Here is a 21219-nt window from a genome sequence, read left to right on the forward strand (position 1 = left end):
CACCCGGAGATTGCCCCATGCTGCCACGCGTTACCGCCCTGATCACCGGCCTGGGTTTCTGTGCCCTGGCCCAAGCGACGCCGACTCATTACCCGCTGACCCTCGAAAACTGCGGCAGCAGCCTCAGCTTCCAACAGGCCCCCGCGCGCAGCGTGACCATCGGCCAGGCCGCTACCGAAATGCTCTACGCCCTGGGTGTGGGCGATAAAGTGGTCGGCACCTCACTGTGGTTCAACAACGTATTGCCGCAGTTCAAGGCGCAAAACGACACAATCGAGCGCCTGGCCAACAACGAGCCTAGCTTCGAAGCCGTCATCGCCAAGCGCCCGCAACTGGTGGCCGCCGAGCTTGAATGGGTGGTCGGCCCGCAAGGCGTGGTCGGTACTCGCGAGCAGTTTCACGAACTGAAGATTCCCACCTACCTGCTGCCCTCCGACTGCGAAGGCAAGGACAACCTGGTGGGCGCCGACGGCACGCGGCTGGAGCCGTTCCGCATCGAGACCATTTACAAGAGCATCAGCCAACTGGCCGAGATTTTCGACGTACAGGATCGCGGCCAGCAACTGAACGACGAGCTCAAGGCACGCCTGGCCAACTCCGTCGCCACCGTGCAGAGCAAAGGCCTCAAGCAAGCCAGCGCGCTGGTGTGGTTCTCCAGCGCCGAGATGGCCAGCGACCCGTATGTGGCCGGCCACAAGGGCATTCCCGAATTCATGCTGCAAACCCTGGGCCTGCACAACGTGGTGCAGTCCGATGAAGAGTGGCCCGCCGTCGGCTGGGAAACCATCGCCAAGGCCAACCCGACGTTTTTGGTGATCGCGCGCATGGACCGCCGCCGCTACCCGGCCGACGACCATGAAAAGAAACTCGCCTTCCTGCGCAGCGACCCGGTGACCCGCAACATGGACGCCGTGAAAAACAACCGCATCATCATCCTCGACGCCCTGGCGCTGCAGGCCAGCGTGCGCATGTTCGATGGCCTTGAACAACTGGCCAGCGCCATCGACGGCTACGACCTGCCGAAATGATGCGAACCCTACTTGCCCTGACGCTGCTACTGGTTGCCGTACTCGCTGGCGTGGCCATCGGCGAAACCGCCATCTCGCCGCAGGTGGTGTTGCAGGTGCTCGCCAACAAACTGTGGGCAGCGGGTTATGTGCTGGACCCGATCGACGAAGGCGTGGTGTGGAACTACCGCCTGACCCGCGCGTTGGTCGCCGCTGCGTGCGGTGCAGGGCTGGCCACCTGCGGGGTGATTTTGCAGTCGTTGCTGCGTAACCCATTGGCCGATCCTTACCTGCTGGGCATCAGCGCCGGCGCCTCAACCGGTGCGGTACTCGTCGCGCTGATCGGCGTGGGCGGTGGTTTGATCTCGCTGTCGGCAGGCGCATTTGTCGGCGCGATGGCGGCGTTTGCCCTGGTGATTCTGCTGGCGCGCGCCAGCGGCTCGTCCAGCGGCACCGGGCAGATCATCCTCGCGGGCATCGCCGGCTCTCAGTTGTTCAACGCCCTCACCGCGTTCCTGATCACCAAGTCGGCCAGCTCCGAACAGGCGCGCGGCATCATGTTCTGGCTGCTGGGCAACCTCAGCGGCGTGCGCTGGCCGTCGGTATGGCTGGCGGTGCCGGTGGCGGTCGCAGGCTTGGCCGTCTGCCTGTGGCACCGTCGCGCGCTGGATGCGTTCACCTTCGGTACAGACTCGGCCGCCTCGCTGGGCATCCCGGTGCGCCGCGTGCAGTTTGTGCTGGTGGGCTGCGCCGCGCTGGTCACGGCGGTGATGGTGTCGATTGTCGGCTCTATCGGCTTTGTCGGCCTGGTCATTCCGCATGCCGTGCGCCTGCTGCTGGGCACCGGTCATTCGCGATTGCTGCCGGCCAGCGCCTTGGGTGGCGCGTTGTTTTTGATCGCCGCCGATGTGCTGTCGCGCACCTTGATCAAGGGCCAGGTTATTCCGGTGGGCGTGGTCACCGCATTGGTCGGCGCGCCGGTATTTGCGTTGATTTTGATTGGCCGGAGGAACGCCCGATGAGTGTGCTGAGTTGCACCGGCCTGGGCTTCAAGGTGCGTGAGGCTGAGTTGCTGCGCGATATTCACTTGGACATTCAAGTGGGGGAAACCTTGGGGATTGTCGGGCCGAACGGCTCAGGCAAATCCACGCTGCTCAAACTGCTCTCGGGTTTGCGCACGCCTGCGTCAGGCGAAGTACGGCTGGGCGGCCAACGCCTGGGCGAGCTGTCCCGTCGCACCATCGCGCAACAATTGGCGGTGGTGGAACAACAGGCCGACACCGACGACGCCATCCGTGTGTTCGACGCCGTAGCCCTGGGCCGCACGCCGTGGCTGTCGGCGCTGAGCCCGTGGTCCAGCGAAGACGACGCCATCGTGCGCCAGGCGCTGCAGGATGTAGACGCCACCCACCTGAGCAAACGCGCCTGGCGCAGCCTGTCCGGCGGCGAGCGCCAACGCGTGCACATCGCCCGCGCGCTGGCACAACGGCCGCAGATTTTGTTGCTGGATGAGCCGACCAATCACCTGGATATCCAGCATCAACTGGCGATTTTGAAAGGCGTGCAGGCGCTGCCCGTGACCACCTTGATTGCCCTGCATGACCTTAACCAAGCGCTGACCTGTGACCGCTTGGCCGTGCTGGATCGCGGGCGATTGGTGGCGCTCGGCAAGCCGCTGGAAGTGCTGACGCCGCAACGGTTGCAGGAGACCTTTGGGGTGCAGGCGCACTATCTGACGGACCCGTTTGATGGGGCGCAGATACTGCGGTTGCGCTCTAACTGACGGCTTACTTCGAAACAACACAGTTCTAATGTGGGAGCCGTCGAGCTTTAGCGAGGCCGCGAAGACGGCGGCACTGCCGATAGAGATATCGCCTGACCCACCGCTTTCGCGGCCTCGCTAAAGCTCGACGGCTCCCACAGGGGGGATCTGCGGTGCTTGAAAAATCTCTATAGGCAGGCCCATCGCGCCGGGCGCCCGCTAGCCAGCGATGAAGATCCAATGTAGGAGTTGTCGAGCTTTAGCGAGGCTGCGAAGGCGGCGGCATTGTCGATAGAGATGTCGCTGAAGTGACTTGGAATAAACCCACACACGCGTCTAAACATCTTATGGAAAATACACCGAGCGTAAGCCCATATTCAGTGCAAAGCCCTGCACCCTGAGCTAAACCTCATAGCACCTTAGCCATACAAGATCGCAGAAATGCTAACCACACCAGCCTTGTTCAGCGCCTGCCATGACAACGGTTGGCGGTCCGTTTATCTATGCCTTCAATTCAAAAAGCAGGATTTTTACCTGACGATCGAGCAAGGCAGTACCGGCAACTTTCACCTCAAGGTGAAAGGCGCGGACGCTGCCAAGGTGTCCGCCTTTTTTGCCGCCCCGGCGCCCTCACAGGTCGTGAAATGGAAGCCACTAAGCTATGCGTGGTACCGGCTATGGTTTGTAAACAGCAAAAAAACCGACGAGATCAACCTGCGCATACTCGTTATGACGCCGCTGTCCATTAGATTCACGTCTGTGCCGTTCTCCGTGAACAAACTGGTGCAGCTTGGCCATGCCTGGCAGGCTTTGGCCGCTAGCCCTCCAGACCCGACTTGAGCGCCCGCTGCGTTATCCACTTCCGGCTATACGCCAAGGTGCCTCCACGCAGCGCCGTTACACCCAAACCAGAGAGCCCGAACTTGGCCAACACCCTTGCTGATCACCGTAGCAGCCCATGGGCGGTTTTCCTTATTTTCCTGCGCCTTGGCCTGACCTCTTTCGGCGGCCCGATTGCGCACCTGAGTTACTTTCGCGAGGAGTTCGTCACACGGCGGCGCTGGCTGAGCGAGCGCAGTTACGTGGAATTGGTCGCGTTGTGCCAATTTCTCCCCGGCCCTGCCAGCAGCCAAGTCGGCATCGCCCTGGGGATGTCACGCGCAGGTTACGGGGGGGCCGCTGCCGCCTGGGCCGGGTTTACGTTGCCCTCGGCCATTGCCCTGATTCTGTTTGCGTTGGGCCTTTCCCACTACGGTGCCGCCGTCCCCGCCGGCGCGCTGCATGGCCTTAAAATCGTCGCCGTGGCCGTCGTCGCCCAAGCCGTTTGGGGCATGGCACGCAACCTGTGCCGTGGCATCGCGCGCGTGACACTGATGCTGATCGCCGCGTGCATGGCGCTGCTGGAACCCTCCGCCGGGGGCCAAATCGGTGTGATTGCCGCTGCCGGGATCGCCGGCCTGCTGCTGTTCAAACCCGAGCCGAATACCGAGCACGACCCGCTGCCTATCCCCATCAGCCGGCGTGCCGGGGCGATGTGGTTAGTACTGTTTTTGCTGTTGCTGGTGGGCCTGCCGACTCTGGCGCAATGGATGCCCCACCACACCCTGGCCGTGGTGGACGCCTTCTACCGCAGCGGTGCGCTGGTGTTCGGCGGCGGCCACGTGGTGCTGCCCCTGCTGCAGGCCGAAGTGGTGCCGCCACAGTGGGTGAGCAATGACGTGTTCCTCGCCGGCTACGGCGCCGCACAAGCCGTGCCCGGCCCCCTCTTCACCTTCGCCGCCTTCCTCGGCGCCTCGATGAACCAAGCCCCGTCGGGCTGGATAGGTGGCGTTATCTGCCTGCTGGCGCTCTTCGCCCCGTCGTTTCTACTGATCTTCGGCGCCTTGCCGTTCTGGGACAGCCTGCGCCGCAGCCCACGCACACAGGCCGCGCTGGCCGGAGTGAATGCGGCGGTGGTGGGGTTGTTGTTGGCCGCGTTGTATCAGCCAGTGTGGACCAGCGCGATTTTCACCGCGTACGACTTCGCCCTGGCACTCATCGCCCTGGCGGCCTTGATGTTCTGGAAGCTGCCGCCATGGCTGGTGGTGGTAGGAAGCGGCGGACTTGGGTGGTTATTAAGTCTTACAGTGGGATGAGTTCGGGCACCACGATCCTGAGCCAAGGCCAGCGCGCCTGATAACTGCGTGCCTTGCGATCAAACAACTCAGGCTCCCGGTGATTCGGGTTAATCCGAAGCACACCCTGCTCCACATCCGCCAAACCGAACGGCGCATACACCTCGCCCGTTTCAACCTCCAGCCCAATGCAGGTGCCCGCCACCAGGTAACGATCAATCCCCTGTTTGGCCGAATGCAACTGGGCATAGGGCCGACCAAACCGCTGCCCGTACCAAAGATGCACACGCGCTTGGTTCCTCACCTCAACGTTAACGCCCAGGTCCTGGAACAGGTGCTGAGCCGCGCGGATGACCTCGTCTTCCGCTTCCCAGGACAGGTCCGTGTCGAAGTAAAACACGTCATAGTCCTTCACCTCATGCGCGGCAGGCCGGTGCGACTGATGATTCCACACCGCCTGGAACAGACACCCCGCCGTCAGAAAACATTGGTCTAAACCGAGAGCCGGCAGGCGCGCGGTGATTTCGGCGTTGATGGGGTTGGCCATGGCCAGCTTGAGAAAGGTTTCGACGGTCAATGTCATGTTTAATCCTGGGTAATCGGGCCTGATCCAAAGGCCGACTTTACAACAGCGCGGGGGACGGTTTTGTGAAGGGCCGCGTTTTTTTCCAGGAACGGGACGAGTGGCGTAGGCAAAGGCTTTGAAGTGCGCAACAAAACGTCGTCACCTTGCTCCATTGCCTACGCTTACGTCAGAATCCGCCGGCTTGTGCGCTGGGGTGGCCGTCTCTAAGGTTGCTCGGTCGCTGAATCTCTCAGTGATCGGGTTTAGTAGCCTGAGCTGGGTATCTATAAGTGCATGAGCTTCATCAATCAGACATTGCGTCTGTGCTTGATGGTGGCTGTGCGTAGGGCGCCTTCGGGCGCGCCGGCTTTAGATATCCACCGGTCTACTAACCTGCGCACAGCTGCCACCCATTCCGTTTAGTAGCGGCGAGGTGGCGGCCTAATCCAGGATATCTATATGTACAACGTCACACCGGATTCAACCGCTCTCTTCTGCGTCATCCAAGACGCCAGCACCGAAACCCTGATCACCAACAGCTACGAAACCTTCACCTCCGTCAGCACCCTGCTGCTCGACCTGTCCGAAGACCTCAGCGGCAAACACCGCGACATCGCCCTGGCCATCCACCAACTGAGCGAACTGGGCGTGCTCATGACGGCCAAACTCCTCGACCGCGAAGCACCCTGCCCTGGCTGATATTCACCAGCCCGATTTGGCTTTTGAGGACCCGTGGGCGGCAGCGCCGGTGATAGCGCTGCTATCAATTAACCCCTGGGAAGGCGTCAACATACTTAATGGTGAAGTCGGGAAAGGAGTCGACAATCTGAATCTTGTAGTCGGGGAAACTATCGACGGTTTTCCATTTACCGACCGAGTCGGGAAAACTGTCGACCTGCTTCACCTTGAGGTCGGGAAAGCTGTTCACCACTTTGACCTTATAGTCGGGGAAGCTACTGACAAACTTGATCTTGCCGTAGATCTTCGAGACATCAACACTCGTATCCGCCGAAGCGCAGAAGGTGCAGGTCAGCAGCAGTGACGCGAGAGCAACTTTAAACATGAAAGCCTCATCCTGAGAAATGCAAGGCGCCCAGTCTAACGACCTGCGCGCGCACTGTCCGAAGACTTATACGAAAGGCGCCGCAATATCGCCCTGCACTCGCCGACTATCAGCCCTTCAACTCACCAGCCCGATTAGTCGCCGCATCGTCGTAAGCCACATACAACGACTCGGCGATTTGGCTTTTGATGGCTTTGGTGGACTCCAGCCCCAACACAAAACCCTCAGCCTTGCCGCCCGCGCGGTTGAGTTCTTCATGGGTGGCGGCGCCGGTGATAGCGTCGAGGAGCTTGGAAGCGTGAGGGCCTACGCCTTTGGGGAGGGAGATTTGGTCGATGGACATTGGCGATACCTTGGAGAATGGAGGTCGGTAGCGCGTGGAACCACTGCCGGGGTTGGCATAGTAGACCTGTTTGGAATGAAAGGGGCTGCTTTCGGGCAAGAGCGGACGACCCGATTATTTATGTAAGGTCACCCCTAAAGAAGCCCCTACCTCAAAAAACGATTTACGCCTCCCAGGATGACAAATACTCACCGTTTACTAATGTTCAATCACGCCTTGCCACATCGTTAAGAAGAAGAATACTCTTGACTTGGCTACCGGACACATAAATATTATCCAAGCATTTAAATGCCATAATTAAACTATCAAGGAAGAAATATGGACGAGACATACAAGGTACTCTTTGCTGCACTCGTAGGCTTTACGATATCACCACTAAATGAGCTACTTAAGAAATATATCGAGACATGACTTTGCAAAAAAAAACTAATGGGCAAAGTTGATAGCGCAATACGCAGCCTGAGCACCACAATTAAAAAACCAAACCAAACATCTATCGATCGACAAAAATATATAAACAAAGAAAAAATTGAAAATACTACATTTATACAGCCTTACTTGAAAGTCTCGAAAGTGGAGGACGATATCGAAAAATCTTACGCGAGATTATCCGAAATTCAAAAAGACTCAATCGACATAGCTATTTCCGGACTTTCTCATGTATCAAAGATTGAGGAAAGAATAACCCAACTCTATGAGGATATGCGCGACACCATTCATGACAAAACATATAAGGGAGAGTCATTCAGCAAGGACGATCAAAACAGGTACCACAGAAGAATCCTTTCCGCAGAAAAAGCCATGATCTACTCTTTAGTTTCAGTTCGGCAACGGTTCATATCTGCTAAAAATAACACTCCAATGACTATAACTGACTTGGAAAATCTTGAGCTAACATCGAAAGAGCTGTCTATAATAATAGACACTTCATCATGGAAGCATCTACAATAAATTGAACTATTGAACTATTGAACTATTGAACTATTTGACCTGACCGAAAAGGGGACAGATTTATTTTTCTAAAAGCCAGCCTTAGAACAGCGAAAATAAATCTGTCCCCTTTTCCGCCGTCCCCTTTTCCGCCCTTTTCCTGCAAAAACATACCCTAAATCAAAACACTTACACTGCCAGCTAAAATTAATGAAACCCCAAAAAAATAGAAGCTTATCCAATGAAAACACTTGACAGAGCACTTACTTCAATTCCAAATAAAACCATAAGAGAATTACTTGTAGATTTTTTTTCTGATGCGCGGCATGGACAGCCTGACAATATCACAAAAGAAGGATGCCTTAATTTGGCCATGCATGGATCTGATGTGTGGAATACATGGAGAATCCTTTTTCCTTCAAGGCCATCAGGGCACTTTCATCATTTAAATATCTCGGACTTTTCCCATACGAATTTTAATAATCACCACAATTTAACCTTTGCAAATTTTATTTTCGATAACGGGGCCGATTTTAGCTTCTGCAAATGGGAAAGATACTCAGATTTTTTCAATGCCACATGGGGTGATCATTGCAAATTTACTGGAACCAACTGGGGTGTGCGAAGCACATTCGATCTAGTAACGATTGGTGATAATTGTGACTTTACCGGTTGTCACTGGGGGCATGACTGCTCATTTGACAAAGCAACCATTGGCGCCAATGCTAATTTTTCCAACACTTATTGGAATACACGAATATATTTCAATGAGACACACTTCGGCACTTCAGTTAATTTTGATTTTTCGATCTGGGATGGTAGCGTAAGCTTTTCAGGAAAAGGGGCGTCAGGGCTTTCGAATATAACCATGCTATATCCTAAAGATGAGCGCACACCAATAATTCTCAATGCTAAATCCAGCAGCAAATTTTCAAAAGTCTCGTTCAGAGGTGCAAAATTTAGAGGAGAGGTTTTTTTTGATGACCGCACTTTCACTGACACAACGAATTTCTCTTCATTTCCAGACAATTCAAAGTGTAAGTTGGTAGGACGCAATCCAGATGGAAGCGCTATCACTTCGAACGGAGAGCTTGTTTTTTTTACCCCTGAAAATCCCAATGATATAAAAACTATATTTTCTTATTCACCATCTTTTCACGCAGCAAAGCTGCACCCCAATACATCTTTTGATGGTGTGAAATTTCCTGAGCCAGAAGGAAGCATGTACAACGCAAGAGCATATAGAACATTAAAGACTTTGTTCGGGAAAATTCAATCCGAATCAGATGTAAAGATATTCAAACGTTTGGAGATCGCCGAAGAATTAGCTTATAAACGGCAGGGGGACGATCAAACATTCAACCCCATACTGTTAGACATTGTGGAGACAACGAGGACTAGCCACAACATAAAGGTTCTAGTCGAAAAATTAAAATTCAAGCAAAGAAATATCATTCTGAATTCACTAATAAAAATCGATGACCACCTCCTGTCCGAGCGCTGGGCAGACGCAGCGACTAATGCAAGGAAAGTACTTGAGTCTTGCCTTTTAGGGGTTGCAGATAAAATTACTACAGAAAGACTTGAACACAAAAGCATCATGATTCATTCAAAAAAGCCTTTTGAGATTAGAAACTTCCTGAAAGAGTCCCAGCTAATTACAAAGTCAGAACATACTCTGATTAATTCGACTTATAGCTTTTTAAGCGAGGTAGGAGCACACCCTCACAATACGACATCTGATCAAGCAAGCCTTGCCGTCACCAGTGGACTATCGCTCGCAGAATTTGTATTGCAGAAATTAAACAAGGCTACAAAAGCCGAAAGCAACGATTGATCTATTGGGCTCATTGCGTGCAATGACGCGTCAAGAAAGACCGAAAAGAGGACTGACTTATTTTCCGGTGGCGACCGGGGGCAATCGGCCAGTAAGACGCGCGCTATCGCGGGTGAATCAGACTCTGATCACTGCCCTACTCCCCAACACTGCGCATCAACACCCCAAAAAGCTCCCGGCGCGGCATTTTGCTCAACGGAATATCGGCCTTCTCAAACCATTCCGGCCCTGCCTCCGGATGTGGCCCGCTCAGCACCACCACGCCCTTTTCATAGGTATAACGCGCCGCCGCGACGTCACCGTTCTGGTAGGTCGCAAGGGGCGTATAGGGTGAGGCCGCATCCGGTTTGGGAAAGTAGGGGCCGTCCTGATAGAAGACACTGTCGGGTTTTCCATCCCACTTCACCCGCACTGCCGCATCGGCGATGCCGGGTACTTCAAAGCCGGGGCGGCCGGCTTCGGAATCGAGGTCGTGGGGGATCAGGCCGAGGTTGCTGTTATCGGCAAGGTAGGCGCCCATGCAAAGGCCCAGGTAGCGGCCGCCTTTGGCCACGTAGTCGCGGATGGATTGCGCGCGCGCATCGCCCAGGCTGTCCAGAGCGCCAGGAATGTCCTGACCGCCGCCGGGTTGAACATAAAGGTCATAACGAGCAAGACTTTGCGGCGTAATGTCGATCGCTTCATCCGCACCAACGAAGTCGATCTGGTAATTCGGGCTGAGCCGTTGCAAAGCCTTTTTCACGTTCTCGGAGCAGTCATTGCACCCCGCCGGGCCACGGTAGATAGCCACATGTGTAATGGGCGTTGCGGCTTGTACCCACGACAGCGACAGCACGGCAAACGCAAGCAACACAGCAGCAATGGCAGGCAGTTTCATGGTTAAGGGCTCATCGAACATTGAGTTGGGGCTGATCCACACTTCCCGCTCAAAGGCTACATCGAACGCCCCGTTGAATACGTGAACAGTTGTAAATAGGCTACCGTCGCGTACATCGTTATCCAGCAGGAGGCATGCAATGGATCTGAAATTCAGCCACGTAGACGTACTGGTCGAGAACCTCGAAGAGGCATGCGCTTACTACGCAAAAATCCTCAACGCCAAAATCTCGAAAACCCTGGTCTGGGAACGCGGTGGCCTGCATGTGCGCTATGCGATTGCGCTGATGGGCCAGGAGCGGTTCATGTTGGTACAGCCCTTGGCGGGCAACCTGAGGGAACTGTTGGATGCGTCCGGCGAGGGGATGATTTACCGCCATTGCTACTCGACGCCCGACATCGAGGCGGCCTACGACGAATTGATCGCCACTGGTGTTCAGCCGGAGGATGAAAACGGCCGGCCGTTGACCCGTGAGCACCTGCAGTCGCCGTCCGGGACGCGCATCATTTGGTTGCCCAAGCGCTTTGGGCATTTCTCTATCGAGATACTGGAGGAGAAGACGCTGGAGGCGTTTGTCGAGGCTGCGTTTGCCTGACTAAACGGCGTTGCATTGAACGCCGACATGAGGATTACTGTAGGCCGTGCCCTGCTTTGAGATAGCCCGCCATGTTTGAGCTCGCCTCCCTCATCACCTATGTCGCCGTCGTGATTGGCCTGTTTCTGATCCCCGGCCCCTCCGTGTTGCTGGTGATCACCCGTACCGTTCAGGGTGGCCGTAAGGTGGGCGTTGCGACCGGGCGGGGGCTGAAAACAGCGCTCCAGCAGCGATGACTCATTCTGAACCACACATTTAAGAGCCCTTGATGCCCCCAAGCAAACGCGACAACGCCCGCCTCGAACGCCGCCTGGTCGCCACCCTCACCGAAGCCTGCGAAACCGCCAAAGCCGAAATCCCGGGCTTCGACTGGCTGACGCACACCGTCGACTACGCCGCCTTCCCCCAAAGCCTGCGCGTGACGTGGGTGTTCGATACCCGCGCCAGCAAGGACCAGGCCCTGGCAACCGGCGCCGGTGAACGCATGCGCGAGCTGACTGCCGCTGCGCTGCACGACGCCGATGTGCCCGCCGTGCAACTGGATCGCTGCGTACGCTTCGACTCCGAAGAAGAATGCAGCGCCCAACAGGGCGGCGATTGGCGCCTGCGCTTGGCGCGTCAGTGACGAACAACTAGAGCCAACCCCCTATCTTCTGGATAATGCCGCCTCGCCTCCCCCGACAAGGACATCCCCTGTGTTGAAGTTGCCCGCCCTGTTCCTGGCCGCTGCCGTGCTGCCGTCCATCGCCCATGCCGACGAAGCCGCCCTGACCGATACGCTCAAGGCCTTTGCCCGCTGCGATGCCAGTTTCTTCAGCAGCCTGAACACCCACCGGGACGCCTGGCAGGCTTACGCGCCGCTCAAGCAGGAAAAAGACTTCACGTGGATCGCGGTAAAAAACCGCGCTGACAGCAAGGCCAATCAGGTGCCGGTGAGCGCGCCGCCTATCGCGGGTTTGAAGCTGTTGTCTTACACCGACGAGGTCACCGACCTCGGCCCGCTGGGGCTCTACTATTACTGGGGGTTTATTGTGGACGGCGGTGTCGACACCGTTGCCCAGCGCCTCGCACCGCTGTTGGAGCACCCCGCGTGGCTGCAAAAAGGCGACGGGGAATACACGCGCAGTGAGCTCAAGGTCGGCGAGGGCTGGCAGGCGATCAAACCCCAGCCGGGCAAGGCGCCGGGAATGCGTCAAGTGGAGCGCGTACTGATCGTGGAGCCGGAAGGCAAGCAAGGCACCCAGTCGCGTGTCAGTTGCTCGGTGCAGGGCGGCGTCAATGCTGGGCTGCTGGCGCGGTTGCGTCCCGACATTGCGCCGGTCGACTACCCGCGCACCGTCGCAGAAACCAATATCGGCGATGTGGAAGTACCGGCCAGCGTCCTCCAGCACATGAACTCGCCCCTGCTGCAACCGAAGTTCAAAACGCTGAATTACACGTACCTGTCCAAAAAAGGCGATGGCAGCAAGGATCTCCCGACGTCGGTCTCCTTCACCGCAGACGGTGGTTTGTTGAAGAAGAATGAGGTCTACGGCAACACCTTCAACGTCGACCGCCTGATGCAGGCGGACCTGATCCAGTTGAAGTCGAAGATGAACGGCGTGGGCGATGGGCGGGTGCTGCAAACCCGTGAAGCTGAGCTGAAGGTGCCGACCAGCTGGGCGCCAGGCCAGACGCTGAGTGCTCATCTGCGCATGGTGAATGTGCCCGGCAAGCCGACCGATAAACCTATCGAAACCTCGTTGACCTGCACGGTGGGCGAGCGCATTCCTGCACGGCAGGTGTTTGCATCGTTGACCGGGGATGCCATCAAGCTTGCGTGCGATCAGGGCGACTATAAGACCTCTCGCGTGTTTATCGAGGACCTGGGCGTCGCCTTGACGTTGGAGTCGACCTCGAGCCAAACGCACTATGTGAATGAATACACGGCGTTCGATGTGGTGCGTTAGTCAGCAGGCGTTACAGCGGCTAACGGCGAGCCCTGATGCGAACAACAGCAATACCCGCCCAGGGCTTGTGCTCAGCGGTCTGAAACTGTTCATCGGGAAACCGGTAGTCACTCAGGCCCTGGAGCACCGCCCGATCAATCGCGTCCTTGCCGGAGCTGCCCACCACGGATAACCGGGGTTCCAGGGAGCCCTCAACATACTCGACCTTAACCTGGACCCACGCCCCCTCTGGGCCGGGCTTGAAGGTCGTCGACACGGCATCCTGAACCACCCAGACCCTGCGCTTGAGCTGGCCCGTCGTGGTGCCGAGCCAGACGTTGTTCATTCGTTGCTCTTGCTCGGCCGTCAACGTCACGCCTCTGGCACGTAACCGTAGAATGCTTTTCCATTGGTCATCATTACAGGACTGCATCGCACTCAGGTACAGCGCCAGCGCGCCCTCAAGGTCTTGAGCCCCCCCCTTGCCCTCTTCCATCAACCTGGCTAGCCCGGCCTCGGCATTATGGCTGTTGCCGGTGTTGGCTGCCCGTTGGTAGAACTGTCGGGCTTTCACGTAATCCGGTGGACCATCGAGGCCGCTTTCAGCGATGCGCCCGAGAAAGGAATAAGCCACTTCGCTTTCTTGCGCCAAAGACTGATAGAGCACCTTGGCCTTGGGTATGTCTTGCGACACGCCATGGCCGTTTTCATACATCCCGGCTAACAAGGTCTTGCACATCAAGTCGCCCGTCTCACTCCGCTTGCGGATGTACTCGACCTGCTCTCGGGTCACGGAGGCTTCATCCCGAAAAGCCCAGCAACGCATGCTGGCGTAAGGATCATCCTTGGCACCGAAGTTTTGACATCCGCTCATCAACACGGCGAGTGAGAGTAAAACCAAAACCTTGTTCATCAATCACGTACACCTTGCAACTCACGCGCACTGCGCCACAAGTCATACAGATCGTCGGCCATGCGCTCTGCCATACGCGCCCTTTTCTCAGGGTGGGTCAACAGCATCAAGTGCTCATCGCTGGGGTGTTTCATGTCGAGTTCGGTGGTGTAGCGCCAGAGCAGGCCGTTGCTGCTGACCCCATTGTTTCCCAGGGTTTTCGTCAACGCCTTCAACCAGGCATGGTCGCGCGCATGTGATTGTGCATCGCAGTAATAACCGCAATAGAAGCGGTGATTGAGTTCGATATAGACCGCGCCGGGCATAAAGCCCAGTTCGTAATAAAGGCCGTAATAACGGTTATCCCGTGCGGCGCTGTAATAGCGGTCGATAACCGCCGCCGTCGGGGTTTCATAGGGTTTAGGCAGCTCACGGTATTTATCCTCGACGCACTGAGCAACCGCCTGCCAGAGCTCCAGTTGCAGGTCTTTCAAGGTCTCGGTGTAGGCTTTTTGCAGGTCGCGAACCACAAGCAAGTTGTTGTCCTGGCGTAGCGTCTGCTTGAGTGCGTCCATGTAGGCGTGCCCCTGATTCTGGAAGGTCAGTTTTGCGATGAGGTCGATGTATTGCAGCAAGCTTTCGCGCACGGCGGCTTCGCGAATCACCCACTGCTGGCATTGCTCCAGCCACGGCAGGATGTCGGCGGAGTAGCTGATGCGCTGGTAGTCGATCCCCAGGCAACTGCGTGGGTCGGCGTCGCGACCGTCGAGGGTGAGGTACACCGGCGGATAGGTCTGGTAACCCTCGCCCTGGAGGGTTTCCAAATAGCGGAATAACTGGGCGTCCTGGTCCTCGGCGTAGAGTTTGTTTTCGATGATCACCGCTTGGCGCTTGGCGTTGCGGATCAGGATGTCGACGTTTCGGTATTCAACGTCCACCGTGACGTCGTGGCAGTCGAAGCCCTCAATATTCAATGCATCCAGCAGCAGTTGCAGCAACTGGGTGCCGGCGGCATGCGCGCCCTGAGGGTTGAGTAAAAAGGCCAGGTAGCGAGAGTGCAGACGCACTTCATCCGAGCCACTGCGCAGCAAGGTGAACAGGTTGAAGGCGGGTGGGCGGTGCAGTTCGGCCCTGAGTAAAGCGGCGCGGTTGATCAAGGGGTGCAAGGCTCATTTCCTTATGCGGGCAATGCTGAGACGTGATTGTATTGCGCCATCATTCAATATGCACCCTGGGCATAACGGACCTCTCTATCCCCTCTTGTTTTTTAACACGTCTTCCCCCCAACTATCCCCCTCCCCCACACGCGAGTATCAACCTTGGAACGTTATGAATCGCTGGTCATCGGCCTGGGCGCCATGGGTGCCGCCACGGTTTACCAATTGGCGAAAGCCGGTGTAAAGGTGGCGGGCATCGATCGTCATCACCCGCCGCACACCTTCGGTTCAAGCCATGGCGATACGCGCATCACGCGGCTGTCGGTCGGCGAAGGCGCGCAATACGTGCCCATCGTGCGCAACTCACACCGCATCTGGCGTGAGCTTGAGGCGTTGTCGGGGGAGGCGTTGTTTGAGCAGTCGGGGTTGCTGGTGCTGACCTCCAGCGAGGGCTTTGACCCCGGCGATAAAACTGACTTCACCTTGCGCACGATTGGCCTGGCGCAAACCTACGGTATCGAACACGAAGTGCTGGATGCCGCGCAGATTCGCCAACGCTTTCCCCAATTTGCCCAGGTGGCGGACAGCGCCATCGGCTACTACGAGCCTGGCGGCGGCTTTGTGCGCCCCGAGCGTTGTATTGACGTGCAGCTCACGCTGGCCGAGAGACACGGCGCCACGCTGTACAAGGGCGAGACCGTTACCCACATCAGTTCGGACGACAGCGGCGTTACGGTGACCACCGACCGGCGCACGTTGCAGGCCGACAAGTTGGTGGTGAGTGCGGGCAACTGGGCAGGCGGTTTACTCGGGGAGCCGTTTGATCGGCTGCTCAGGGTTTATCGGCAACAGCTGTTCTGGTTCGAGCTTGAACCGGATGCCGACCTGGAGGGGAAATCGCCCACGTACATCCTCACTCACGGCCAGGGCGAAGGCAGTACTCATTATGGTTTCCCGGCGTTGCCTGGCGAGGGCAGTTTGAAGATTGCCACGGCGCAATATCACACCACGTCCACGCCTGAGACGCTGGACCGCATGGTCTCGGCGGCGCAAGCGCGGGAAATGTACGAGCAGCAGGTTCAGGGCCGTATCACCGGGGTGACGGCCAACGTGGTCAAGTCGGCGGTGTGCGCCTACACCGTGACGCCGGACCATGACTTCATCATCGACGAGCATCCTTCGCTGCAACACACCCTGGTGGTCTCGCCGTGCTCGGGGCATGGCTTCAAGCATTCGGCAGCGTTGGGCGAGGCGTTTGCGCAGTGGTGCCTACGCGGCGCGAGTGATCTGGACCTGTCGTCGTTTTCCTTGAAGCGCTTCGAAGGTCAGTGATGGCAGGAAAGGGGGGCATGACCTGCCCCCTAAGCCGGTTTATTTCGCGAACGCGTACTCCCCGCCCTGCTCCACCGCCTTGCGATAGGCCGGTCGCGCCTGGAACTTTTGCACCCATGCCGCCAGGTTCGGGTACGTCTGCAACTTCCCCTGGGCCTTGGCGATTTCGCCGATAAAGCTCATCTGGATATCCGCACCGCTCAACTCGTCACCCACCAGATACGCAGATTGCCCCAGCACGTCGTTCAAGTAGCCCAGGTAGTTGGCCACTTCCGATTCGATACGTGGATGCAACGGCGCGCCCGCTTCACCCAAACGGCCGACATAGAGGTTGAGCATCAGCGGCAGCATGGCCGAGCCTTCAGCGAAGTGCAGCCATTGCACGTATTTGTCGTAGGTGGCGGTAGCAGGGTCTGGTTGCAGGCGGCCTTGGCCGTGGCGGCGAATCAGGTAGTCGATGATGGCGGCGGACTCGATCAGCACGAGGGAGCCGTCTTCAATCACCGGGGATTTGCCCAGCGGGTTGATAACCTTGAGCTCTGGTGGTGCAAGGTTGGTTTTCGGGTCGCGTTGGTAGCGCTTGATCTCGTAGGGCAGGCCGAGTTCTTCGAGCAGCCAGAGAATGCGCTGTGAGCGGGAGTTGTTGAGGTGATGGACGGTGATCATTGTGGTGCTCCACTGGGCGAGAGTTGGGATTCTAATAGAAGACTGCGCGGAGGGTGTGGAGTGCCCTGAATTGGAATGTTGTGCGATAAGCGCGACTGTAGGTTGCCAGTCAACATCACTGTTGACCGGGCCGCCGCCTTCGCAGCCTCGCTAAAGCTCGACAGCGCCTACAGTTGATCTGCCTTGTTTTGCAGGAATGTGCAGCTCAGCCCAATCGGAACCGCGCGGTGTTGTCGCTCAAGGCGCGGCTGCCTTTGCTCAGAGTGTCCGCCGCTTGGTTCACCGCGCGGGCGCCATCAAGCAGGCGGCCTGCCGCTTGGTCGACTTGCTGGATATTGCCGCTCACTTCATCGGCGGTCGCGGCCTGTTCTTCCACTGCTGCCGCAATCTGCGCCAGGGTGTCGGTGACGTTTTGCACGGCGCCGGCGATCTCGCCCAGCCGCGTGCCCAATCCGGTGACGGACTCGGCGTCGGTCAGCGCTTGCTCACAGGCGGCGCCCATCAAGCTCACCGCCTGGCTGACCGTCGAACGCAAGCTGTCCACTGTGCCGGCGATCTGCGCGGTGGAGGCTTGGGTGCGCTGCGACAGGCTGCGCACTTCATCGGCCACCACGGCAAAACCGCGGCCCTGCTCGCCTGCACGCGCAGCCTCAATGGCAGCGTTGAGTGCCAGCAGGTTGGTCTGTTCGGCGATACCGCGAATGGTGTCGACCACCGACTGAATCTGCTGCCCCTGTTGGCTGACCTGCTCCAGGGCATTGGCGGTGTCGCTCAGGCGCTGGTTGAGTTGCTGGATGCTGGCCGTGGTGCGTTGGCTGTCGCGGCTGCTGTCTTCGGCGATGCGCCGGGTGTGCTGGGCGCTGCCCGACGCCTGTTCGCAGCTTTTGGCGACGCCCATCGAGGTGGCCGCCAGTTGAGTCGCAGCGGCGGCGATCTGGCTGATTTGGTGTTGCTGGTCTTCGACTTCGGTGAGGGTGCTGCCCGACTGCGAATTGAGGGTGAGTACCGCTGAGCCGAGCTGCTGGGTTTCGTGATTGACGCCGAGCAGGCTGGTGCGCAATTGCACCACCGCGACGTTGAGCGCAGTGCTGATCGCCGCCAGTTCGTCGCGGCCTTCCACTGCCACTTCGACGCACAGGTTACCGTCGCGCAAAGACTCGGCGAGCGTGGTGATGCTGCTGGCGCTGCGACGGATCGAGGCTTGCAGGCACATGAACAGGTACAACGCCGCGAGCGCCAGCAGGCTGAAGGTCGCCACCACCGGAATGAAGTGTTTGAGGGAACGGTCGCGGTAGTAACTCAATCGCTCATCCAGCGAGTTTAGCGACTGGCTGCGCAATGCGCCCAATGCACCGAGCATGCTGTCGACACTGCGGTCGAAGCCTGCTGTGTCGAGCTTGATGGTGCCGCCGAACACGCCGTCATCCAGGGCTTTGAGTTCGTTATCGAGTAATTGCAGGCTGTTGTCGTATTGCGCCACCCACGGCTCAAGCCCAGGGTAATGCTTGGCTTTGAGCGAGGCGGCGGCCTTGACCAACTGGTCCCGCGCATCGCCGATACGGCCGCGCAGGTCACGCATCTGCAAGCGGCTTTGCAAGGTGAACTGCCCCGAGGCGATGGACGACTCACCCACGCTGGCCATGCGGCCGATACGCTCGATCAGGTCCGGCGTGTGCTGGGTAGAAATCTGCATCAACAGGTAGGTTTCCAGCCAGGGGTCGAGGATCAGGCCGGCGTCCACGGTGATCTGTTCGCGCAGGGTTTGCATCGCCGTCAGGGCGGCGGTGAAACGGTCGTAACCGTCCGGCCACCAGCCCACGGTGCGCAGGGACTGGGTGTCCATGCCCTTGACCGTCGCCTGCAACGCCTCAAAACGCGTCATGACGTCGGCGCTGGCGTTCTGGGTTTTGAGGGCGTCACCCAGGGTTTGCAGGCTTTGCAAAATGGCGGGGCTGCCGGCATCGACCTTGTCCATCGCCGCCTGGGCTGCGGCGGTTGGGGTGTGCAGGATGTCCAGCGCCTTCCAGCGTGCAGCCTGGTTGCGTTGCGCGGTCAACTGGCCATCCAGCGTGTCCAGGGCCAACAGTTGGTGAACGCCGGACTGCTCGCTGGAAATCACCGCAAGTTTGTCGCGATAGTCCTGGCCAATCATCCACAGGCTCCCGGCCAGCGGCAGCATGAACAGGAAGAACAGAATCTGGAATTTGCGCGCGAAACCGAAACGTCCGAGCAGGCGGATACCGGGTGATAAAAGACTGTGCATGGCCGACTAACCCCTGAAACCACCCACACGGCGTACGGGTGAGTGAAGCCTTGGAATGACTAGCAGCAAAATGCCATGTCATTGATTAGTTTGGCTCTAGCAAGATACGGGCCGTTGATGTGAGGGCTGGAGATAGGCACTCTTGTGACAGACAATTGAAGAGGCGCGCACGAAAATGGGGCGAAAGCACTCAGTGCTCAACGCACGCCTGTAACCCCCGGAGACGAAGATCGGGCCTTTTATGTTTTCAGCAAAGGATTTGCGTCATGCAACGCATCGTCATACTCGGTAACGCCGGCAGCGGTAAATCAACGCTGGCGCGCGAACTGGGCAAGCGCCTGAATGTGCCGGTGGTACACCTGGACAAGCTGTTCTGGGAGCCGAACTGGGTCGAGGCCGATAACGAAGTCTTCCGGGAGCGGATCAGGCAAGCGATTGCATCGGACCGCTGGGTCTGTGAAGGCAACTATGCACGGCGTACCTTCGACCTACGCCTGCCCCGTGCAGACCTCATCATCTGGCTCGACACCCCGCGCACCACTTGCTTGCGGCGTGTGCTGGTACGCAGCCTGTTGGACCGGCCGCGCGCGGACAAACCGTCGGGATGCAAGGAGAAACTGGACAGGGAGTTCATGAACTTCCTGAGTTACTGCTGGAACTATGACCGGGTGAGCCGCCCGGAAATCGAGGTAGCACGCCTGGCAGTCGGGCCGCAGGTTCCAGTGCTTCACCTGCGTAGTACTCGGGAGGTGACTGCGTTTTTAGTGGGGCTGCACGCCCCCGCACCACCCCTTCAATCTGCATGTACGCCTGTGCCACCACCATCGCCGCCGCAGATAAAACCCACGCGAAGCTGGCAATCACTTATCACCTGCTGGGATGGCTTCGAACGGGAAGCCGGTCTACGGGCAGTCCGGTCGGAACAAACCCGCGAACGGCTGTCCGCGATTATTGTGCGGCTCAACGACTGGGTGCCTCAAGTTCGCGAGGCTGCCAAGCTCGCGTTCGGTGACTACTTGACGCCCACCTATGCGACCTGGCTGATCGCTCAACTTCCCGACCTTCTTGCGCTTGAAAAACGCAAGCGTGAGGACCACAGCGTCACGCTCGGTAAACTCGCGGCGTTATTGGCGACACCCGAATGCCTCCCACTGTGCATACCGGCCCTGCAATCCAGCCGAGGGGCATGCGCTCGTCTGCTCTTTCAGGTACTGGCTCAGTCAATGACGGGCGATGAACGTGAGGCGTTTCTGATAACCAGTTTGCATCACTCTGACTTCAGCGTACGCCGGTTGGCCCTCGGCAAAGCCATGGAACTGCCGCAGGCTTCAGCCCAAAGGGCTATCGCATTCGGGCTCGCCAGCAACAGCGGCGTTCTCAGGAGATTGTCGTTCCTGGCAGCCATCCGGTTGCAATCAAGCCGTGCACAACTGATTGAAGCGTTTCTGACAGACCCTTCACCGGCAACGAGGTCCGCCGCATTATGGGCGGCCAAGCAGTACGATGTTGATCCATCACAGGTACTTCACGCCCATTTGTACGCAGGCACACCCACGACCAAAGCCCAGTGGCTGGGAGTACTTGGTTTAGCGCAAGACTTGAACGTACCGGCACCTCAAGCGTGGCTGACAGCTGCCCTGGAGCAAAGCAGCGGTGACGTTCGCGCACTGGTACTGGATATCGAAGGCGGTGACCGGCCCGCGCGCCTGGTCGCAGCGATTGCTGACCCCTCCCGGCCGGTATTCGAAGCCAGCGTCAAAGGCCTCCGGCCTCAACCCTGGAGTACCATCGCCTCGGCGTTTACCCGCCGACTTGATGATCTCTGGGCTGAGTTGTCACCCAGTCGGCGCGTGGCCTTACTTGAGTTAATGCCCAAATGGACGCAGGC

At 58.0% G+C, this 21219-nt stretch carries 21 protein-coding genes and 1 pseudogene; 14 read left to right on the forward strand and 8 right to left on the reverse strand.

Translation table 11 applies throughout. From position 1 onward, the window contains the following. The first annotated feature begins 17 nt into the window (after positions 1–17). The 5 genes from BFL40_RS24485 to chrA all read left to right on the forward strand — a co-directional run bounded on the left by BFL40_RS24485 (position 18) and on the right by chrA (position 4904). Entirely contained in the window at positions 18–1028 is a 1011-nt protein-coding gene (locus BFL40_RS24485) for an ABC transporter substrate-binding protein (protein WP_071486339.1), read from the forward strand. Further along, the gene (locus BFL40_RS24490; protein ID WP_071486340.1) at positions 1025–2029 is read left to right on the forward strand and encodes a FecCD family ABC transporter permease; all 1005 of its coding nucleotides are present in this window, start codon (positions 1025–1027) and stop codon (positions 2027–2029) included. The genes BFL40_RS24485 and BFL40_RS24490 overlap by 4 nt, the downstream gene beginning before the upstream one ends. Beyond that, positions 2026–2790 (forward strand): ABC transporter ATP-binding protein, encoded by a 765-nt coding sequence (locus BFL40_RS24495; protein WP_071486341.1) that lies wholly within the window; start codon positions 2026–2028, stop codon positions 2788–2790. Before BFL40_RS24490 ends, BFL40_RS24495 begins: the two co-directional genes overlap by 4 nt. Positions 2791–3210: 420 nt before the next feature. Continuing rightward, on the forward strand, positions 3211–3609 hold the full coding sequence (locus tag BFL40_RS24500; RefSeq protein WP_071486342.1) for a hypothetical protein: 399 nt from the start codon (positions 3211–3213) through the stop codon (positions 3607–3609). Between the two features lie 83 nt (positions 3610–3692). Then, positions 3693–4904 (forward strand): chromate efflux transporter, encoded by a 1212-nt coding sequence (gene chrA, locus BFL40_RS24505; RefSeq protein WP_071486343.1) that lies wholly within the window; start codon positions 3693–3695, stop codon positions 4902–4904. Here the strand turns inward: chrA and BFL40_RS24510 are convergent. Then, complete coding sequence (locus tag BFL40_RS24510) at positions 4891–5466, reverse strand: nucleotidyltransferase family protein (protein ID WP_071486344.1); 576 nt, start codon at positions 5464–5466, stop codon at positions 4891–4893. The two genes, chrA and BFL40_RS24510, sit on opposite strands and share 14 nt — an antisense overlap. Before the next feature lie 441 nt (positions 5467–5907). Between BFL40_RS24510 and BFL40_RS24515 the strand changes: the two genes are divergently transcribed. Beyond that, on the forward strand, positions 5908–6147 hold the full coding sequence (locus BFL40_RS24515) for a DUF6124 family protein (protein WP_071486345.1): 240 nt from the start codon (positions 5908–5910) through the stop codon (positions 6145–6147). A 64-nt stretch (positions 6148–6211) separates the two neighbouring features. Here the strand turns inward: BFL40_RS24515 and BFL40_RS24520 are convergent, their stop codons facing one another. Together BFL40_RS24520 and BFL40_RS24525 are read right to left on the reverse strand one after the other, a co-directional pair. Beyond that, positions 6212–6511 (reverse strand): 7(1) septoil knot domain-containing protein, encoded by a 300-nt coding sequence (locus tag BFL40_RS24520; RefSeq protein ID WP_071486346.1) that lies wholly within the window; start codon positions 6509–6511, stop codon positions 6212–6214. 109 nt (positions 6512–6620) lie between these two features. Continuing rightward, positions 6621–6854, reverse strand: coding sequence for a hypothetical protein (locus BFL40_RS24525; RefSeq protein ID WP_071486347.1), 234 nt, complete (start codon positions 6852–6854; stop codon positions 6621–6623). Positions 6855–7283: 429 nt separating this feature from the next. Between BFL40_RS24525 and BFL40_RS24530 the strand changes: the two genes are divergently transcribed. Both BFL40_RS24530 and BFL40_RS33860 read left to right on the forward strand, forming a co-directional pair. Beyond that, entirely contained in the window at positions 7284–7805 is a 522-nt protein-coding gene (locus tag BFL40_RS24530) for a hypothetical protein (RefSeq protein ID WP_071486348.1), read from the forward strand. Between the two features lie 220 nt (positions 7806–8025). Continuing rightward, positions 8026–9621: a pentapeptide repeat-containing protein gene (locus BFL40_RS33860; protein WP_139213490.1), complete on the forward strand. Its 1596-nt coding sequence runs from the start codon at positions 8026–8028 to the stop codon at positions 9619–9621. Between the two features lie 136 nt (positions 9622–9757). Here the strand turns inward: BFL40_RS33860 and BFL40_RS24540 are convergent, their stop codons facing one another. Then, entirely contained in the window at positions 9758–10498 is a 741-nt protein-coding gene (locus BFL40_RS24540; protein ID WP_071486350.1) for a BPL-N domain-containing protein, read from the reverse strand. Between the two features lie 139 nt (positions 10499–10637). On the opposite strand from BFL40_RS24540, the gene BFL40_RS24545 reads away from it, so the two are divergent. The 4 genes from BFL40_RS24545 (at position 10638) to BFL40_RS24555 (ending at position 13042) form a co-directional block, all read left to right on the forward strand. Then, positions 10638–11093: a VOC family protein gene (locus BFL40_RS24545; RefSeq protein ID WP_071486351.1), complete on the forward strand. Its 456-nt coding sequence runs from the start codon at positions 10638–10640 to the stop codon at positions 11091–11093. 71 nt (positions 11094–11164) lie between these two features. Then, positions 11165–11329 (forward strand): hypothetical protein, encoded by a 165-nt coding sequence (locus BFL40_RS33275; RefSeq protein WP_235864686.1) that lies wholly within the window; start codon positions 11165–11167, stop codon positions 11327–11329. Between the two features lie 32 nt (positions 11330–11361). Further along, a complete protein-coding gene (locus tag BFL40_RS24550) occupies positions 11362–11718 on the forward strand; it encodes a hypothetical protein (RefSeq protein WP_071486352.1) in 357 nt (118 codons plus the stop codon). 73 nt (positions 11719–11791) lie between these two features. Further along, the gene (locus BFL40_RS24555; RefSeq protein WP_071486472.1) at positions 11792–13042 is read left to right on the forward strand and encodes a hypothetical protein; all 1251 of its coding nucleotides are present in this window, start codon (positions 11792–11794) and stop codon (positions 13040–13042) included. 19 nt (positions 13043–13061) lie between these two features. Here the strand turns inward: BFL40_RS24555 and BFL40_RS24560 are convergent, their stop codons facing one another. Both BFL40_RS24560 and BFL40_RS24565 read right to left on the reverse strand, forming a co-directional pair. Next, the gene (locus BFL40_RS24560; protein ID WP_071486353.1) at positions 13062–13934 is read right to left on the reverse strand and encodes a tetratricopeptide repeat protein; all 873 of its coding nucleotides are present in this window, start codon (positions 13932–13934) and stop codon (positions 13062–13064) included. Continuing rightward, positions 13934–15079 carry a PDDEXK-like family protein gene (locus BFL40_RS24565; protein ID WP_071486354.1) on the reverse strand — a complete coding sequence of 382 codons (1146 nt, stop codon included), beginning with the start codon at positions 15077–15079 and terminating at the stop codon, positions 13934–13936. Before BFL40_RS24565 ends, BFL40_RS24560 begins: the two co-directional genes overlap by 1 nt. Before the next feature lie 153 nt (positions 15080–15232). Between BFL40_RS24565 and solA the strand changes: the two genes are divergently transcribed. Next, a complete protein-coding gene (solA, locus tag BFL40_RS24570; protein ID WP_074851564.1) occupies positions 15233–16402 on the forward strand; it encodes an N-methyl-L-tryptophan oxidase in 1170 nt (389 codons plus the stop codon). Positions 16403–16441: 39 nt separating this feature from the next. On the opposite strand, the gene BFL40_RS24575 is transcribed toward solA, so the two are convergent. Continuing rightward, on the reverse strand, positions 16442–17068 hold the full coding sequence (locus tag BFL40_RS24575) for a glutathione S-transferase family protein (protein ID WP_071486355.1): 627 nt from the start codon (positions 17066–17068) through the stop codon (positions 16442–16444). A gap of 205 nt (positions 17069–17273) precedes the next feature. Beyond that, the gene (locus BFL40_RS24580) at positions 17274–19331 is read right to left on the reverse strand and encodes a methyl-accepting chemotaxis protein (protein ID WP_071486356.1); all 2058 of its coding nucleotides are present in this window, start codon (positions 19329–19331) and stop codon (positions 17274–17276) included. A 266-nt stretch (positions 19332–19597) separates the two neighbouring features. Here BFL40_RS24580 and BFL40_RS24585 point away from each other — a divergent pair. Continuing rightward, positions 19598–20122: pseudogene (locus BFL40_RS24585) on the forward strand (AAA family ATPase); the annotation flags it as partial. Between the last annotated feature and the right edge of the window lie 1097 nt (positions 20123–21219).

This window comes from Pseudomonas costantinii (assembly GCF_001870435.1).
GTDB classification, from domain to species: domain Bacteria; phylum Pseudomonadota; class Gammaproteobacteria; order Pseudomonadales; family Pseudomonadaceae; genus Aquipseudomonas; species Aquipseudomonas costantinii.

Bases quoted from the DNA above. Each gene is read 5' to 3' on its own strand.
- BFL40_RS24485 (WP_071486339.1), top strand. From the start codon at position 18: ATGCTGCCACGCGTTACCGCCCTGATCACCGGCCTGGGTTTCTGTGCC.
- BFL40_RS24490 (WP_071486340.1), top strand. From the start codon at position 1,025: ATGATGCGAACCCTACTTGCCCTGACGCTGCTACTGGTTGCCGTACTC.
- BFL40_RS24495 (WP_071486341.1), top strand. From the start codon at position 2,026: ATGAGTGTGCTGAGTTGCACCGGCCTGGGCTTCAAGGTGCGTGAGGCT.
- BFL40_RS24500 (WP_071486342.1), top strand. From the start codon at position 3,211: ATGCTAACCACACCAGCCTTGTTCAGCGCCTGCCATGACAACGGTTGG.
- BFL40_RS24510 (WP_071486344.1), bottom strand. From the start codon at position 5,466: ATGACATTGACCGTCGAAACCTTTCTCAAGCTGGCCATGGCCAACCCC.
- BFL40_RS24515 (WP_071486345.1), top strand. From the start codon at position 5,908: ATGTACAACGTCACACCGGATTCAACCGCTCTCTTCTGCGTCATCCAA.
- BFL40_RS24520 (WP_071486346.1), bottom strand. From the start codon at position 6,511: ATGTTTAAAGTTGCTCTCGCGTCACTGCTGCTGACCTGCACCTTCTGC.
- BFL40_RS24525 (WP_071486347.1), bottom strand. From the start codon at position 6,854: ATGTCCATCGACCAAATCTCCCTCCCCAAAGGCGTAGGCCCTCACGCT.
- BFL40_RS24530 (WP_071486348.1), top strand. From the start codon at position 7,284: ATGGGCAAAGTTGATAGCGCAATACGCAGCCTGAGCACCACAATTAAA.
- BFL40_RS33860 (WP_139213490.1), top strand. From the start codon at position 8,026: ATGAAAACACTTGACAGAGCACTTACTTCAATTCCAAATAAAACCATA.
- BFL40_RS24540 (WP_071486350.1), bottom strand. From the start codon at position 10,498: ATGAAACTGCCTGCCATTGCTGCTGTGTTGCTTGCGTTTGCCGTGCTG.
- BFL40_RS24545 (WP_071486351.1), top strand. From the start codon at position 10,638: ATGGATCTGAAATTCAGCCACGTAGACGTACTGGTCGAGAACCTCGAA.
- BFL40_RS33275 (WP_235864686.1), top strand. From the start codon at position 11,165: ATGTTTGAGCTCGCCTCCCTCATCACCTATGTCGCCGTCGTGATTGGC.
- BFL40_RS24550 (WP_071486352.1), top strand. From the start codon at position 11,362: ATGCCCCCAAGCAAACGCGACAACGCCCGCCTCGAACGCCGCCTGGTC.
- BFL40_RS24560 (WP_071486353.1), bottom strand. From the start codon at position 13,934: ATGAACAAGGTTTTGGTTTTACTCTCACTCGCCGTGTTGATGAGCGGA.
- BFL40_RS24575 (WP_071486355.1), bottom strand. From the start codon at position 17,068: ATGATCACCGTCCATCACCTCAACAACTCCCGCTCACAGCGCATTCTC.
- BFL40_RS24580 (WP_071486356.1), bottom strand. From the start codon at position 19,331: ATGCACAGTCTTTTATCACCCGGTATCCGCCTGCTCGGACGTTTCGGT.